This is a genomic window from Mycolicibacter algericus DSM 45454, assembly GCF_002086455.1.
Taxonomy (GTDB): Bacteria; Actinomycetota; Actinomycetes; order Mycobacteriales; family Mycobacteriaceae; genus Mycobacterium; species Mycobacterium algericum.
This window is the reverse complement of sequence record NZ_MVHC01000015.1, coordinates 18,397-34,751: the sequence shown is the minus strand read 5'-3', so window position 1 is coordinate 34,751 and position 16,355 is coordinate 18,397. Positions and strand designations below refer to the sequence as shown.

At 68.2% G+C, this 16,355-nt stretch carries 11 protein-coding genes; 7 read left to right on the top strand and 4 right to left on the bottom strand.

All coding sequences use genetic code 11. The features are described from left to right. Positions 1–13 precede the first annotated feature (13 nt). Positions 14–1,462 (top strand): NADP-dependent phosphogluconate dehydrogenase, encoded by a 1,449-nt coding sequence (gene gndA, locus BST10_RS14375; protein ID WP_013828871.1) that lies wholly within the window; start codon positions 14–16, stop codon positions 1,460–1,462. On the opposite strand, the gene BST10_RS14370 is transcribed toward gndA, so the two are convergent. Genes BST10_RS14370 through BST10_RS14360 form a run of 3 tightly spaced genes read right to left on the bottom strand, consistent with a single transcriptional unit; the run spans position 1,459 to position 4,569 of the window. Beyond that, positions 1,459–2,343, bottom strand: a complete 885-nt coding sequence (locus BST10_RS14370; protein WP_013828870.1) for an alpha/beta fold hydrolase — start codon at positions 2,341–2,343, stop codon at positions 1,459–1,461. The genes gndA and BST10_RS14370 overlap by 4 nt on opposite strands. A gap of 15 nt (positions 2,344–2,358) precedes the next feature. Continuing rightward, positions 2,359–3,480 carry a histidine phosphatase family protein gene (locus BST10_RS14365; RefSeq protein ID WP_083038493.1) on the bottom strand — a complete coding sequence of 374 codons (1,122 nt, stop codon included), beginning with the start codon at positions 3,478–3,480 and terminating at the stop codon, positions 2,359–2,361. A 12-nt stretch (positions 3,481–3,492) separates the two neighbouring features. Then, positions 3,493–4,569, bottom strand: coding sequence for a phosphoglycerate mutase family protein (locus BST10_RS14360; protein ID WP_235673593.1), 1,077 nt, complete (start codon positions 4,567–4,569; stop codon positions 3,493–3,495). 860 nt (positions 4,570–5,429) lie between these two features. Here BST10_RS14360 and BST10_RS14355 point away from each other — a divergent pair. The 6 genes from BST10_RS14355 (at position 5,430) to BST10_RS14330 (ending at position 14,609) form a co-directional block, all read left to right on the top strand. Beyond that, positions 5,430–6,866, top strand: a complete 1,437-nt coding sequence (locus BST10_RS14355; protein ID WP_013828865.1) for a GuaB1 family IMP dehydrogenase-related protein — start codon at positions 5,430–5,432, stop codon at positions 6,864–6,866. A 29-nt stretch (positions 6,867–6,895) separates the two neighbouring features. Continuing rightward, complete coding sequence (locus tag BST10_RS14350) at positions 6,896–8,242, top strand: hemolysin family protein (RefSeq protein WP_083038492.1); 1,347 nt, start codon at positions 6,896–6,898, stop codon at positions 8,240–8,242. Beyond that, complete coding sequence (locus BST10_RS14345) at positions 8,235–9,311, top strand: hemolysin family protein (protein WP_083038491.1); 1,077 nt, start codon at positions 8,235–8,237, stop codon at positions 9,309–9,311. The genes BST10_RS14350 and BST10_RS14345 overlap by 8 nt, the downstream gene beginning before the upstream one ends. Next, the gene (locus BST10_RS14340; protein WP_083038490.1) at positions 9,304–10,194 is read left to right on the top strand and encodes a 3-methyladenine DNA glycosylase; all 891 of its coding nucleotides are present in this window, start codon (positions 9,304–9,306) and stop codon (positions 10,192–10,194) included. The genes BST10_RS14345 and BST10_RS14340 overlap by 8 nt, the downstream gene beginning before the upstream one ends. 49 nt (positions 10,195–10,243) lie before the next feature. Further along, positions 10,244–12,466, top strand: a complete 2,223-nt coding sequence (locus BST10_RS14335; RefSeq protein WP_083038489.1) for a malate synthase G — start codon at positions 10,244–10,246, stop codon at positions 12,464–12,466. A 70-nt stretch (positions 12,467–12,536) separates the two neighbouring features. Further along, a complete protein-coding gene (locus tag BST10_RS14330; RefSeq protein ID WP_083038488.1) occupies positions 12,537–14,609 on the top strand; it encodes a substrate-binding domain-containing protein in 2,073 nt (690 codons plus the stop codon). A 6-nt stretch (positions 14,610–14,615) separates the two neighbouring features. On the opposite strand, the gene BST10_RS14325 is transcribed toward BST10_RS14330, so the two are convergent. Further along, positions 14,616–16,172 (bottom strand): hypothetical protein, encoded by a 1,557-nt coding sequence (locus BST10_RS14325; RefSeq protein ID WP_083038486.1) that lies wholly within the window; start codon positions 16,170–16,172, stop codon positions 14,616–14,618. Between the last annotated feature and the right edge of the window lie 183 nt (positions 16,173–16,355).

Sequence of the window (16,355 nt, the reverse complement as noted above, 5' to 3'; positions counted from 1 at the left end):
GAAAGGCGAATGTATGAGCGCGTCGGAACTTGTCGGCACCGCCCAGATCGGGGTGACCGGCCTGGCCGTCATGGGATCCAACATCGCGCGCAACTTCGCCCGCCACGGCTACACGGTGGCGCTGCACAACCGGTCGATCGCCAAGACCGACGCCCTGCTGAGCGCACACGGCTCGGAGGGAAAGTTCGTTCGCACCGAATCGATTCCGGAATTCCTTGCCGCCCTTGAGAAGCCACGCCGCGTGCTGATCATGGTCAAGGCTGGTGACCCGACCGACGCCGTCATCAACGAACTCGCCGACGCCATGGAGCCCGGCGACATCATCATCGACGGCGGCAACGCGCTCTACACCGACACCATCCGCCGGGAGAAGGCGATGGCCGCCCGCGGGCTGCACTTCGTCGGGGCCGGGATCTCCGGCGGGGAGGAGGGTGCGCTGAACGGGCCGTCGATCATGCCGGGCGGCCCGAAGGAGTCCTACACCTCGCTGGGACCGCTGCTCGAGGAGATCTCCGCGCACGTCGACGGGGTGCCGTGCTGCACCCACATCGGGCCGGACGGCGCCGGGCACTTCGTCAAGATGGTGCACAACGGCATCGAGTACTCCGACATGCAGCTGATCGGCGAGGCATACCAGTTGCTACGCGACGGCCTGGCGCTGACCGCGCCGCAGATCGCCGAGGTGTTCACCGAGTGGAACGCCGGTGAGCTGGACAGCTACCTGGTCGAGATCACCGCCGAGGTGCTGCGCCAGGTCGATGCCAAGACCGGCAAGCCACTGGTCGACGTCATCGTCGACGAAGCCGAGCAGAAGGGCACCGGCCGCTGGACGGTGAAGTCCGCCTTGGACCTGGGGGTTCCGGTCACCGGGATCGCCGAGGCGGTGTTCGCCCGGGCGCTGTCGGGTTCGGTCCCGCAGCGTCGCGCCGCGGCGGGCCTGGCCGCCGGGGCACTCGGCGACCGTCCTTCGGACGCGGCCCGGTTCACCGAGGACGTCCGCCGCGCGCTGTACGCCTCGAAGATCGTCGCTTATGCGCAGGGGTTCAACCAGATTCAGGCCGGCAGCGCCGAGCACGGCTGGAACGTCACCCCCGGCGACCTGGCGACGATCTGGCGTGGCGGCTGCATCATCCGGGCGAAGTTCCTCAACCGGATCAAAGAGGCCTTCGACACCGACCCGGATCTGGTGAGCCTGCTGGCCGCACCGTACTTCCGCAGTGCCGTGGAGGCCGCCATCGACAGCTGGCGCCGGGTGGTGACAATGGCTGTCGCCCTGGGGATTCCGTCCCCCGGTTTCTCCTCCGCGCTGGCCTACTACGACGGGCTGCGCACCGAGCGACTGCCGGCCGCGCTGACCCAGGCGCAGCGCGACTACTTCGGCGCCCACAGCTACGGCCGGGTGGACGCCGAGGGCAAGTACCACACGCTGTGGAGCGGCGACCGCAGCGAAGTGCCGGTTTAACCCAACAGCCGCAGCACGGCGTCGGTGTAGGCCTGCGGGTCTTCGATCTGCGGGTAATGGCCCAGCCCGGGTAGCTCGATGACATCGGCGGCCGGGCGCAGCTCCCGCAGCCCGTCGAGCACATTGGTGGTCGCCACCGGATCATCGAGCGCCCAGACGAACCCCAGCGGCTTGGGCCAGTCGCGCACCGCGCCGTGCCAGCGTTGCGCGTGGCGCACCCGTTCATCGAGGTAGGCCGAGAGCAGGTGGGCGATCCGATTGCCCCCGTTGTGGGTCAGCAGGGCCCACTGCGCGGCCGCCTCCTCGGCGGCCAGCGGATGATCGGCGCTGAACAGCCGGCCGAAGCCGCGGGCGAAACTGCGTCGGTTCGTCAGCCGGGCGGCCAGCCCGCCGAACGGGCCGCGCAGCACCTTCTGGATGGGGCGCAGGCTAGCCCGCTCCAGGATCACGCTGCCGTTGGACAGCGCCGCACGGCGTAGGTCGAAACTCAGCGTGCCTGCCATGTCGCGGGCCAGCAGTTCGGTGGCCACTGAGGTGCCCATGTCGTGGGCGGCCAACACCACCGGACCCGATGCGCTCGATGCCACCACCTGCTCCACCAGGTCGGCCTGCTCGAACAGGCTGTAGCGGTGCGGGTTCGGCTTGTCCGAGAGCCCGAACCCGAGGAAATCCATCGTCAGCCAGGATCGGCCGGCCAGGCGGTCGACGACCGATACGAAATCGTAGGAGCAGGACGGAAAGCCGTGCAGCAACAGCACGGTGGGCCCGTCGCCGGCGTCCGACCGTACGAATACCCGGCCGGCGGTGCTCGACACCCAGCGCCCGCCGTCCTGCCAGCGCCGCACGCTGTCGGGCCATGTCGTGTTCGTCATCGCGGTCATTGTGCGTGCCGTGTCTCAGATCAGCGCAAGCAGGTCGGCGAGCGCCGAGCCGGTGTCGTCCGCAGCCCCACCGGCGGCGCTGCCGAGATTCGCCACCGCATCGGTGATGTCGTCGAAGACGGCTTGCGGGAATCCCAGGAACACCGAGCTGACATCGTGCAGGCCGGTCTGGAAGGCCTCGCCGATCGTGGTCGCGTCGCCACCGAGCAGTGCCTGGTAGAGGTTCCAGGCCGCGACCTGCGGTGTGGTGATCAGGTCGCGGACGTCCATGATCAGCCTGGTCAGCAGTCCCGGGTCCTCCGGTACGGGGATTCCGTTCCAGCTGACCAGTGTCCAGCCGTCGGTGGGGTTGCCCTCGATCTGCACGATGCCGGTGTTGGGCAGCAGCGGGGATCCGTCGTCGTTGGCGAACATCGTCTGCAACGTCAACGGCAGCAGCAGTGAGATGTCGGGGTTCTTGACGTTGAGCGCCACCCAGGCGGCGATGTCGGCCTCGTTGTTGAACGCCACGGCGGTGATGTCGCCGTTGTCGCTTTCGACCGGGTTGGCCATCGCGGCGCTGTACATCGCCGCCACGGCCTCGGTGAACTTCTGGTCCATCACCACCCCGTTGGGGTCCTCGACCGAACCCGGGATCGGCATCAGCACCAATCCGAACAACGTCCAGAGCATCGGGGTGAATTGGTACAGGAAGCCCGACAGGCTCGCGATCGGCTGGCCGGCATAGATCCCGCTGTCGATCTCGTTGAGTCCGGGCAGGATCTGCGTCGTCATGTTCTGCAGCGCGGCGAACGGCGCGGCGGTGTCGATGTCCCTGATGGCCTGCCCGGAGAAGATGCCGGCGACGTGGTCACCGAGTTCCTGGTGCAGTTTCTCGGCCACGTCCTGGGCCTGCTGCATCCCGAGATCGCTGAGCGGCGGGCCCGGATGATCAGGCGACGGGGTGATGACGTCGTTGAACGGTGGCATCCGCTGGCCGTGTCGGACGATGTCGATGACGATATCTTGGGCTGCCCCGCTGGTGAGAGTGACCGCGGGGGCTGCGAGATCGGCGTGCACCGGCGGTGTGACGGCAATGACGCCCGCGCCGACGAGGGCGACAGCTGCGGCTACCGGACCGATCGAGAGCGCCTGCATGACAGCCACCTCCTAGCCGAGATTTCCGAGGGCGTCGGCGATGTCGCTGAAGACCGCGCCGGGGAACTGGCTCAACGCCGAGGTGACATGCTCGAAACCGGTCTGGATCGCGGTCATGATCGCCTCGGGGTCCGAGCCGAGAATGGCCTGGTGCACATCCCAGTACGCCGCTTGGAGCGGCAGTATCACGTCCCGCACGTCGACGAAAAGCGCGGTGAGCAGGTCAGGATCTTGCGGGATGGCATGTCCGTCCCAGCTGACCAGGGTCCAGCCGTCGGTGGGGTTGCCCTCGACTTCGACGATGGCGGCGTTGGGCAGGAAGATGGTCGTCTGGCCGTTCGCGACACTGTGTGACTCGTGGAGCAGGTTCAGGAAGAACGGCAGATCGGGGTTGTCGACGTTCTGCATCACCCAGGCGAAGATGGACGCGGTGCTGCTGAAGGCCACATCGGTCAGTTGGCCGTTGGCGCTGACCACCCCGCTGCCCAGCGCATGGTCGTACATCGTCTGGACCGCGTCGCCGAATCGATCGTCGAGCACAATCCCGTTGACGTCGTGCGAGCCCGGCCCCTGCAGCAGTGCCAACCCCAGCGGCGCTCCGAACGTCCAGGCGCCCACGGTCAGGAAAGCCAGCCGGCCGCCGAGGCTCTCAATCGGATCGAGCGCATAGACGCCACTGTCCACCTCGTCGAGCCCGGGCAGTAGCTGGACGCCGGCGGGGGTGCCGCCGGTGCCCTCCAGATCGGCGAACGGCACCGCGGTCTCCTGCACCCGGAGGCCCTGCCCGGAGAAGATGCCGGCGACCGGACCGAGCTGGTCGAACAGCTGCTGCCCGACGTCGTTCGCCTGCTCGTGGCCGAGGTCGCTGAGCGGAGCGCCCGGATGATCCGGCGAGGGGGTGAGCAGCAGATCGTACGGCGGCGTCATCTGCGCATGCCGCACGAAATCGATGACGACATCTTGCGCGGTGAGTTGAACGTCGAGATTGGCTGCGGTCGATGTCGCCGGTGGTGCAGCGACCGGGGCGGCGGCGATTCCGCCGGCCACGGCGGCGCCGGCCGTGACGGACAAGAGCGGGCTAACCTGCATGGTGCGTACCTCTTTTGGGTGCGAAGTATCGTCCGGGTCGGCTGGCGTAGTTGCCGTTTGAATATCCCGGAGCTTATTTTGCTCTAAGGTTTGGTCTGCGCTATTGACTTCTTGCCAGCTAACTGCCAGACAAGTGCGGTCAATGCCGCGGCGCCCGGCAGTGACCGGCCCGTCCGGAGCTTCCTGGAAAGCACCGGCACCGAGCTGCCGTGCCGGCCTGCAGCGCTCGCCCGCACCATCCGTCGGCGATGTTCGCCCGCATCAGGCGGACCGTGGGACGGCGCCCCTGGGCCCGCACCGCTCGACGCCGGACCTGCTACCTGACGGCAGCGACCAGGCTATCCGATTCACCTTGCGCTACAAGGCAACCAATGTGCACACGGCGATTGATGTCGCGAACAGCCGTCAATTCACCGCCGGCGGTTAGGATCCGCGATTGCGCCACTGCCGGTGCAGTTTGCGCTCCAGGTAGCTTTCGAGGTGACAGCCCCGCCACGCCGCCGGTGCATCGATCCGGCTGCCGCGGCCCGGCCGGGCGAGCCGCGGGTCAACAGAGGTCGCAATCGGGGTCCGAATGGCCATACCCCGCCGCTCGCAGCTAACTGTCATCTCTGTTCCCCCAAAACGACGAGATGAGCTTACCTGACGAAGTGACTGTGAGGAAGATCAATTTTTCATCCGCGGGCCGTTGATAAACGAGTGGTTCCGCCGACGCGCGGCCGGTAGCGTGGCTGCCGGGCCGAAAACGGTGCCCCCGGCCCGGCCGGGCCGGCGTCCGACGCCCGCCCGAACCCGGCCCAGAACCAGTGGAGGAAATTGATGGGCTCGTCGGAACCCAACGGCCCGATGTCGGGCACCGGATGAGATTCGCCGGCGGATACGACCCGGGCTACGACCTGACCTACGACGATGTCTTCATCGTCCCCAACCGCTCGGCCGTCGCGTCCCGCCTCGACGTGGATCTGTCCACGCGCGACGGTTCGGGTGCCACCATCCCGGTGGTGGTCGCCAACATGACGGCCGTGGCGGGCCGGCGAATGGCCGAGACGGTGTCCCGGCGCGGCGGCATCGTGGTGCTGCCCCAGGACCTGCCGATAGACGCTGTAAGCCAGACCGTGGCGTTCGTGAAAAGTCGCGACCTGGTGGCCGACACCCCCGTCGTGCTCTCCCCCGACGACTCGGTCTCCGCCGCGATGGCGCTGATCCCCAAACGTGCCCACGGCGCGGCCGTGGTCACCGTCGACGGTCGGCCGACCGGCCTGGTGACCAGGGCGTGCTGCGAAGGGGTGGACCGCTTCAGCCGGGTTCGTGACGTCGCGATGTCCGACCTGCTCAGCGTTCCGATCGGCACCGAGCCCCGCAAGGTCTTCGACCTGCTGGAGCATGCGCCGGTCCCGGTCGCGGTGCTGACCAACTCCGACGGCACGCTGGCCGGCGTTCTGACCCGCACCGGTTCGATCCGGGCCGGCATCTACACCCCCGCCACCGATGCGGCCGGCCGGCTGCGGATCGGCGCGGCGGTCGGCATTACCGGCGAGGTGACGGCCCGGGCCGCCGCGTTGTTGGCGGCCGGGGTGGATGTGCTGGTCATCGACACCGCGCACGGCCATCAGGAGAAGGCGATGCAGGCGATCCGCTCGGTGGCCGCGCTGACGCCGGGCGTTCCGCTGGTCGCCGGCAACGTGGTGTCCGCGGCGGGCACCCGGGACCTGATCGGCGCCGGGGCGGACATCGTCAAGGTCGGCGTCGGCCCCGGCGCGATGTGCACCACTCGGATGATGACCGGGGTGGGCCGGCCGCAGTTCTCGGCCGTACTGGAGTGTGCGGCCGCAGCGCACGATCTCGGCGCCCACGTCTGGGCCGACGGCGGGGTGCGTCATCCCCGCGACGTGGCGCTGGCCCTTGCCGCCGGGGCGTCGAACGTGATGATCGGCTCGTGGTTCGCCGGTACCTATGAATCGCCCGGCGACCTTATGTTCGACCGCGACGACAAGCCGTACAAGGAAAGCTACGGCATGGCGTCCAAGCGGGCGGTGGCCGCGCGCACGGCCGGCGACAGCGCGTTCGACCGCGCCCGCAAAGCACTCTTCCAGGAAGGTATTTCGACGTCGAGGATGATGCTGGACCCGGATCGCGGCGGAGTCGAGGATCTGCTGGACCACATCACCTCCGGCCTTCGCAGCACCTGCACCTATGTCGGCGCGTCGGACCTGGCCGAGCTGCATGAACGCGCGGTGCTCGGGGTGCAGTCGGCCGCGGGCTTCGCCGAGGGCCATCCGCTACCGTTCGGCTGGTGAGACCACCGGCGGCGACCCAGTAGACGCTCATGACCATCGCCTTGACCCTGGGCAGCGTGCTGGCGTTCGTGGTCCTCACGCTGGGCACCGCGATATTCGTCGCCGCCGAGTTCTCCCTGACCACCCTGGAACGCAGCGCGGTGGAGGCCAACGCCCGCCGCGGCGGCCGTCGCGACACCTATATCCGAGAAGCGCACCGCACGTTGTCCTTCCAGCTCTCCGGCGCCCAGTTGGGTATCTCGATCACCACGCTGGCCACCGGGTATCTGGCCGAGCCGGTGCTCGCCCGGTGGCTGCGCCCCCCGCTTGCCGCTCTCGGCCTGTCCGAAGCGGCCGCCGCCGGGGTGGCGCTGGCCCTGGCCCTGGTGATCGCCACCTCGCTGTCGATGGTTTTCGGCGAACTGGTGCCCAAGAATCTCGCCGTGGCGCGCCCACTGCAGACCGCCCGGGCAGCGGCCGGGCCGCAGCTGATGTTCTCCCGGCTGTTCACCCTCGCGATCAAGGCGACCAACGGGACGGCGAACCTGATTCTCAAGCGGCTCGGCATCGAGCCCGCCGACCGGTTGACCTCGGCCCGGTCCCCGCGCGAGCTGGCTTCGCTGGTGCGCAACTCGGCGCGCAGCGGCGCGCTGGATCCCAGTACCGCCACGCTGGTCGAGGGCTCACTGCGGTTCGGCGCCCTGACCGCCGCGGAGCTGATGACGCCGCGTTCGAAGATCGTCAGCCTGCAGGCCGGCGACACCGTCGCCGACCTGGCCGCCGCGGCCATCGACACCGGCTTCTCCCGGTTTCCGGTGGTGGCCGGTGATCTGGACGCCCCCGTCGGCATCGTCCACGTCAAACAGGTGTTCGCGGTGGCGGCCGCCGATCGGGCTACCACCCCGGTCACCACCCTCGCCGAGCCCGCGGCGGTGGTGCCCTCCACCCTCGACGGCGACGCGGTGATGGAGCAGGTTCGGACCGACGGCCTTCAGGTTGCCCTGGTCGTCGACGAATACGGCGGCACCGCGGGAATGGTCACGATGGAGGATCTGATCGAGGAGATCGTCGGCGACGTCCGCGACGAGCACGACGACGCCACGCCGGACGTGGTGGCGGCCGGCGGCGGCTGGCAGGTGTCGGGGCTGCTGCGCATCGACGAGGTCGCCAAGGCCACCGGCTACCGCGCCCCGGAGGGCTCCTACGAGACCATCGGCGGGCTGGTGCTCCAAGAGCTCGGCCACATTCCGGCGGCGGGCGAGACCGTCGAACTGACCGCGTTCGATCCCGACCAGCTGTCCGCGATCCCGCCGCGCTGGCTGGCCCGGGTGGTCCGGATGGACGGACGCCGCATCGACCTGCTGGTGCTCACCCAACTGGGGGCCGGCGATGACTGACCTGTTCAACGTCGTGTTGACCGTGCTGCTGGTCGCGGCGAACGCCTTCTTCGTCGGCGCCGAGTTCTCGCTGATATCGGCGCGACGCGACCGGCTCGAGGCGCTGGCCGAACAGGGCAGGCAGAGCGCGGTCACGGTGATCCGGGCCGGCGAGCAGCTGTCGCTGATGCTGGCCGGGGCGCAACTGGGCGTCACGGTGTGCTCGATTCTGCTCGGTCGAATCGGTGAGCCCGCCGTCGCTGACCTGCTCGAGCCGGTGTTCCGGCTGGTGGGTATCCCCGACGCGCTGCTGCACACCGTGGCGTTCATCGTCGCGTTGACGATCGTGGTGACGTTGCATGTGCTGTTCGGCGAGATGGTTCCCAAAAACATCGCCCTGGCAGGCCCGGAGACAGCGGCGATGCTGCTCATCCCGCCGTACCTGATCTACATGGCGGCCGCCCGGCCGTTCATCGTCTTCTACAACTGGTGCGCCAACGTCACGCTGCGCGCCGTGCGGGTGCAGCCGAAAGACGAGCTGGAGATCACGGTGTCCACCGTCGAGCTCAGCGAGATGATCGCCGAATCGGTTTCGGCAGGTCTACTCGACCTCGAGGAGTACACCCGGTTGACCCGCGCCCTGCAGATCCGCAACCGGACCGTCGCCGACGTGGCGCTGCCGGTCGGCGACATCCGCGCCGTCCCGGCCGCAGCGCCCGGGCGCGGCCCCACCGTGGCGGCCGTCGACAAGGCGCTCGCTCAGAGCGGCTATTCCCGGTTCCCCGTCGTCGACCAGGGCCAATACGTCGGCTACCTGCACATCAAGGACGTTCTGCCGCTCAGTGAGAGCTCCGCGGCGGCCGCCGGCGGCGACGGCGCAGCCGCCGTAGTCGATATCGGCGTGGTACGACCGCTGCCCCGCGTTCCCGCGTCGCTGCCGCTGGCCGACGCGTTGACGCGGCTGCGGCGGACCAACAGCCATCTGGCACTCGTGGTCGCCACCGACGGCGCCGTGGTGGCCATGGTGGCCCTCGAGGACCTCGTCCAGGATGTCGTGGGAACCGTCCGTGACGGAACGCATCATGTTTGACCTGGCCGAATCGGCTCTGGAAACCGAGCACTGGCAGGCGCGGGCGCAGGCCTACCGGCTGCGCCTGGACACCTTCCTGGCGCCGCTGTTGCGCCGGGTCGCCGCCGGTGACCCGGTGCCGAAGTTCCTGTTCAGCTACTACCGCCTGCGTCCCCGACAGCTGCGCGGCTGGCACCCCGGCTTCGGCGTTGCCTTGGCCGGTGCGGCGGCGCTGCGCGAGTACCGCGGCCGCCGGGGATATACCGTCACGGACGGGCGGGTCGGTGTCAGCGAGGACTTCCTGCGTGAGCGGGCCGACACCGTGACGTTCGTCGCACGGCTGTTGCGGGCCACCGCCGCCCGCCCGGCCCGGCTGAATTGTTTCGGGCTGCACGAGTGGGCGATGGTGTATCGCAGTCCGGCAGCGGAAACCGTCCGGCACGGTCACGTTCCGCTGCGGCTCAGCACACCCGAGGTGGAACGGGTTGTCGAGTCAATACCGTTGCGTTGCACGCATTTCGACGCATTCCGGTTCTTCACCCCGGCGGCGGCGCCACGCAACGACGGGACGCCCCGGCGGGCCACCCAAACCGAGTGGGAGCAGCCTGGTTGCCTGCACGCCAACATGGACCTCTACAAGTGGTGCTACAAGTTGGGGCCGTTGATCGAGTCGGAGTTGCTGCTGGACTGCCTGCAATTGGCCGCCGCCGCGCGTGAGATCGACATGCAAGCCAGCCCGTATGACCTGAGCGGCTACGGGTATGAGCCGATTTGCATCGAAAACCCGCTCGGCCGTGCAGAATACGTCCGTTGCCAGACCGAGATCTCGCAGCGGGCCGCGCCGTTGCGCGCCGCTCTGCTCGAACGGTGCGTGCGGTTGTCGGCAATCGCCGGATGCGGATAGCGGTGCTGTCGGCCGGTAAGGTGGTGGATTGGCTATGAGGGAGGAAACCATGACGGATCGGGTGCCGGTTGGCGGTCTGCGGGTGGCGCGTGTGCTCTACGACTTCATCACCGAGGAGGCGCTGCCGGGGACCGGTCTGGACCCGGACAGCTTCTGGGCGGGCGTGGACAAGGTCGTCACCGATCTGACGCCGAAGAACCAGGAGCTGCTGGCGCGTCGTGACGAGCTGCAGGCACAGATCGACAAGTGGCACCGGCACCGGGTCATCGAGCCGGTGGACACCGAGGCCTACCGGGCCTTCCTCACCGAGATCGGCTACCTGCTGCCCGAGCCGGACGACTTCACCGTCACCACCGCCGACGTCGACGACGAGATCGCCGTGCAGGCCGGCCCGCAGCTGGTGGTGCCGGTGCTCAACGCCCGGTTCGCGCTCAACGCCGCCAACGCCCGCTGGGGCTCGTTGTATGACGCGCTGTACGGCACCGACGTGATCAGTGAGGACGACGGCGCAACGAAGACACCCGCGGGAGCGAACAGCGGCTACAACCCGGTGCGCGGCGACAAGGTGATCGCCTATGCCCGCAAGTTCCTCGACGAGTCCGTGCCGCTGGCCAACGGCGCCTGGGCCGAGGTCAAGAGCTTCGCGGTGGACGACGCCCGGCTGGTGATCACACTGGCCGACGGTCTGGAGACCACCGTGGCCGCGCCGGCGGAGTTCGTCGGCTACCTCGGGGACGCCGAGGCACCGTCATCGGTGCTGTTGATCCACCACGGGCTGCACATCGAGATCCTGATCGACCCGAACTCGCCGATCGGGGCGACCGATGCCGCCGGCATCAAGGACGTGGTGCTCGAGTCGGCGGTCACCACGATCATGGACTTCGAGGACTCGGTTGCCGCGGTCGACGCCGAGGACAAGGTGCTCGGCTACCGCAACTGGCTGGGGCTCAATCGCGGGGATCTGGCCGAAGAGGTCAGCAAGGACGGCAAGACGTTCACCCGGACACTGTCCGGCGACCGCGAGTTCAGCGCTCCCGACAGCGGAACCCTTACCCTGCCGGGCCGCAGCCTGATGTTCGTCCGCAACGTGGGTCATCTGATGACCAACGACGCCATCGTCTTCGGCACAGAGGGCGCCGAGGGCACTGACGGCCGCGAGGTGTTCGAGGGCATCCAGGACGCGCTGTTCACCGGGCTGATCGCCGTGCACGGGTTGACTGCCTCCGACGACAACGGCCCACTGCTCAACAGCCGCACCGGGTCGATCTACATCGTCAAACCGAAGATGCACGGACCCGACGAGGTGGCGTTCACCGCCGAATTGTTCAGCCGGGTCGAAGACGTCCTCGGCCTGCCGCAGGCGACCCTCAAGATCGGCATCATGGACGAGGAGCGCCGCACCACCGTCAACCTGCGGGCCTGTATCAAGGCGGCCGTCGACCGGGTGGTGTTCATCAACACCGGCTTCCTGGACCGCACCGGCGACGAGATCCACACCTCGATGGAGGCCGGGCCGATGGTGCGCAAGGCCACCATGAAGTCGCAGCCGTGGATCCTGGCCTACGAGGACAATAACGTCGACGCGGGCCTGGCCACCGGATTGACCGGCCACGCCCAGATCGGCAAGGGCATGTGGGCGATGACCGACCTGATGGCCGACATGGTCGAGCAGAAGATCGGGCACCCGCGCGCCGGCGCCAGCACCGCCTGGGTGCCGTCGCCGACCGCCGCCACCTTGCACGCGATGCACTACCACCAGGTGGACGTGTTCGAGGTGCAGCGGGAGTTGGCCGGAAAACGCCGCGCCACAATCGATCAGCTGCTGACCATCCCGCTCTCCGAGGGGCTGGCCTGGGCCCCCGACGAGATCCGCGAGGAGGTCGACAACAACTGCCAGTCGATCCTCGGCTACGTCGTTCGCTGGATCTCACAGGGCGTGGGCTGCTCGAAGGTTCCCGACATTCACGATGTGGCACTGATGGAAGACCGTGCGACACTGCGGATCTCATCGCAACTGCTGGCGAACTGGCTGCGGCACGGGGTGATCACCGCTGACGACGTGCAGTCCAGCCTGGAGCGGATGGCCCCGGCCGTGGACCGGCAGAACGCGGGCGATCCGACTTACCTGCCGATGGCTCCGGATTTCGACGACAGCATCGCGTTCGCGGCCGCCCGTGAGCTGATCCTGTCCGGAACGACTCAGCCCAACGGCTACACCGAGCCGATCCTGCACCGGCGCCGACGCGAGTTCAAAGCCCGCGCCGGCCGCTGAGCGGCTACGCGGATTCGAGTGGAATTGACCGTGGCCGGAGAGCTGACCAGGCGGAGAGGACGCAGCCACCGTGGGTAGGCACAGTTTCCCCGGCCCCGACGATTTCGACGACGAGCCGCTCGACCCCGACCAGGGGGACGCCGGGGCGCCCGATCCGTTCGGCTTCGGCGACCCGGACGACGACGAGTACGTCGACGACTATCAGGACGCCTTCTACGACGAGCCGATCGGCGGCGATGCGGGCTACGACGCGGACCCGGCGCAGTACATGCGGCGCGGCAGCGGTAGCCGTAGCGAGGAAGAAACCCGGTACCGTACCGGGCCTTTCGGCGCGCCCGGGGCCTTGCCGAGCGGATCCTACCCGGACCGGGAGTCCGAGCGGGACCAACCGCGCCGCGGTCGCCGCGAGCTGGACCGGTGGCGACGGCATCGCAACGATGCGGGCCGCCGCGGCGTCAGTGTCGGTGTGATCGCCGCACTGATTGCCGTGATCGTCCTGGTGGGCACCGTGATCCTGTGGCGCTTCTTCGGCAACTCGCTGTCACAGCGCTCGGCCGTCGCCGCCGGCAACTGCGCCCACGGCGATCTGACGGTCGCCGTGGTGGCGGACCCCTCGATCGCCGACCACGTGCAGGGTTTCGCCGACCGATTCAACAAGACCGCCAAGCCGGTGGGTGACCGCTGCGTGTCGGTGCAGGTCAAGCCGGTGGATTCCGACGCCGTGGTCAGCGGTTTCATCGGCGACTGGCCGGCACAGCTCGGCCAGCGCCCGGCGCTGTGGATTCCGGGCAGTTCGATCTCGGCGGCCCGCCTGCAGGCCTCGGCCGGCCAGGAAACCGTCAGCGACAGTCGTTCGCTGGTCACCTCTCCGGTCCTGCTGGCGGTCCGGCCCCAGCTCGAATCCGCCCTGCAGCACCAGAGTTGGGCGAACCTGCCGGACCTGCAGACCGACCCCGACGGTCTGGGCCGACTCGGCCTCGCCGGCTGGGGGCAACTCCGACTGGCGCTGCCGATCGGCGGCAACGGCGATGCCGCTTTCCTGGCCGCTGAGGCGGTGGCATCCGGCGCCGCCCCGAAGGGCGCCCCCGCCACCGACGGGACCGGGGCGGTCCACCGACTGGCCGGCGCACAGCCCCACCTCGCCGACAACTCGCTTGCCGAGGCGATAAACGTACTGCTGCGCCAAGGCGATCCGGCGGCTGCGCCGGTGCACGCGGTGGTGACCACCGAGCAGCAACTGTTCACCCGCGGGCAATCGCTGTCGGACCCGGCGAGCACACTCGGTTCCTGGTTGCCGCCGGGGCCGGTGCCGGTCGCCGATTACCCCACCGTGCTGCTCGCCGGCTCGTGGCTCTCGCAGGAACAGGTCAGTGCCGCCAGCGAATTCGCGCGGTTCACCCGCAAGCCGGATCAGCTCGCGGATCTGGCCAAGGCCGGATTCCGCGTCGAAGGCGTCGCACCGCCGAGCAGCGACGTGACCGGATTCCCGGCGCTGCCGGACACCTTGTCGGTCGGCGACGACGCGATGCGGGCCACGCTCGCCAATGCGCTCACCACGCTGCCGGGCGCTTCAGCGGTGACGATCATGCTCGACGAGTCCATGACGACCGACGAGGGCGGCAAAACCCGGCTGGCCCATGTGGTCGCGGCCCTGGATCAACGGATCAAGGCGCTGCCGCCGAGCTCCGTCGTGGGCCTGTGGACCTTCGACGGTGTGGAGGGCCACAGCGTGCTCACGTCCGGCCCGCTGGATGAGCCGGTGAACGGGGGAACGCGGGCGGAGACGCTGATTAGGGAACTCGATGCGCTCAGTTCGACATCGGGCGGCGCGGTGTCATTCACCACGCTGCGCCTGGTCTACAACCAGGTGTTGGCCAATTACCACCCCGGACAGACCAACTCGGTACTGGTCATAACCGCGGGACCGCACACCGACCGCACCCTGGACGGCCCCGGACTGCAGGACTTCATCCGGGCGAACACCGACCCTGAGCGCCCGGTCGCCGTCAACGTCATCGACTTCGGTGACGCCGACCGGGCGGTCTGGCAGGCGGTGGCCCAGCTGTCCGGTGGCACGTACCAGAACCTGCGCGGGGCGAACACTCCGGAACTGGCCGCCACGCTGAACACCCTGTTGGGCTGACCGCCGCTAGGCACCCAGCATGTCGAGGATCTGCTGCGGGATGACGTCCACCAGCAGGGTGACCATCCCACCGAACGACCCGACGCTGATGTCCGCCAAGTCCAGGTTGCCCAGGCCCAGGTCGTCGAGCAGCTCGCCCAGGTTCAAGCCGGTCAAGTCGCCGATCAGGTCACCGAGGTTCAGCTCCAGATCCGACAGCCCCAGACCACCGATCAGGTCGCCCAGATCCAGGCCGTTGAGCAGCCCGGTGATGTCGAGGCCGCCGAGGCCCAGGCCGCCGAGCAGGCCGCTGAGCGTCAGCTCGCCGGTCGAGGGGGCGAAACCGAGGCCTTCCAGGATTCCGCCGATGCTCAGGTCGTCGGGCGACAGCGAGACGCCGAATGCCCCGAGCAGGGAGCTGACGGACTCGGTGATGGTCTGACCGCCCAGCAGATCCCCGAGGGTGATGGTGTTCAGCGCTTCCTCGAGGCCGCCGCCGGTCAAGACGTCCAGCACCGGTTGCAGCAGCGGATTCAGCAGTCCGAGAACCGGCTTGAGAAGCTCCGCGAGCACATCGGCGACAGGCCCCAGTAGGCCAAGGTTCGATAGCATGTCGCCCAGGTGCGAGTCGAGCAGGCCGCCGAAGCCGAGATTGCCCAGCAGGTCGCCCAGCCCCAGGCTGACCTCACCGTTGATACCGAATACGTTCAGCACGTCGTCGAGGCTCAGGTCGTTGAGGCTGACGTTGGTGTCCAGGCCCAGGCCGCTCAGGATGCCGGTCAGGCTCAAGCTGCCCAGTCCGAGGTCGCCCAGGCCGAGGAAGCCCAGCATCCCGCCCAGGTTGGTGATGCCACTGCCCTGGAGCAGGTCGCCCAGGCCGTCGTCGCTGATCCCCAACTCACTGAGCAGGTTGCCCAAGGTGATGTCGCCCACCAGACCGCTCAGGTCCAGGTTGCCCAGGTCGAGATTGCCCAACCCGAGCAGGTCCAGCAGCTTGGTCAGGTTGAGGTCGACTTCGAAGTTCTGCTCGGGGGCCAGGATGCCGTTGAGCACCGGGATGTTGATGATGCCCCCGAGCAGGCTGACGTTCTGTGCGCCGTTGAGGTAGGCATCGGCGATGCTGGCCGGCGCGGTGAGCAGGGTGGAGAAGTCGCCGTTGGCCATGTCGGCCGCGGCGTTGCTGATCGCTTGGGAGGCCAGTGCCTGCGCGCCCATACTGGCGATCGCCAGTTCCAGCCCGGGCGGCAACTGCACCGAGACCGACGCCGGCAGCTCCGAGATATCGGTGGTGACGGTCGGTGTGATGCTGGTGAACGCGGAGATCACGCCGAACGGGTCGGTGAACAGCTTGCCGAAGACGGCGGTGATCGCCGACCAGTCAGCGTTCTCGCTGATGTTGTTCAGGTTGGCCGTGGTGTGGGTGAAGAGGTCCGACCAGGCATCGGTCAGCTGTACCGCGTGGAACTGCGCGCCGGCTGCCGGCAAGGCCGGTGAAACGGGGCTGACCGGCGCGATCGCGATGATGCCGGCACCGGCCACGGCGATGCCGGCGGTGAGGTAGGGACGAAGCGCGAGCTGCTGCATGATCTCTCCTTCTATGATTCACATCACCATCCAGGTGAGATCAGCATAATCCTCATTTCGGGCTTAGATGAGAGTTTCCTGATTATTTATCATCCGCGCATATAGCACTGCGGCGATATCAATACACTTTGCGACCTTATTCCGGCGCTTCAGTTCACAAACACGGCGCAAGGTCCGTAACCG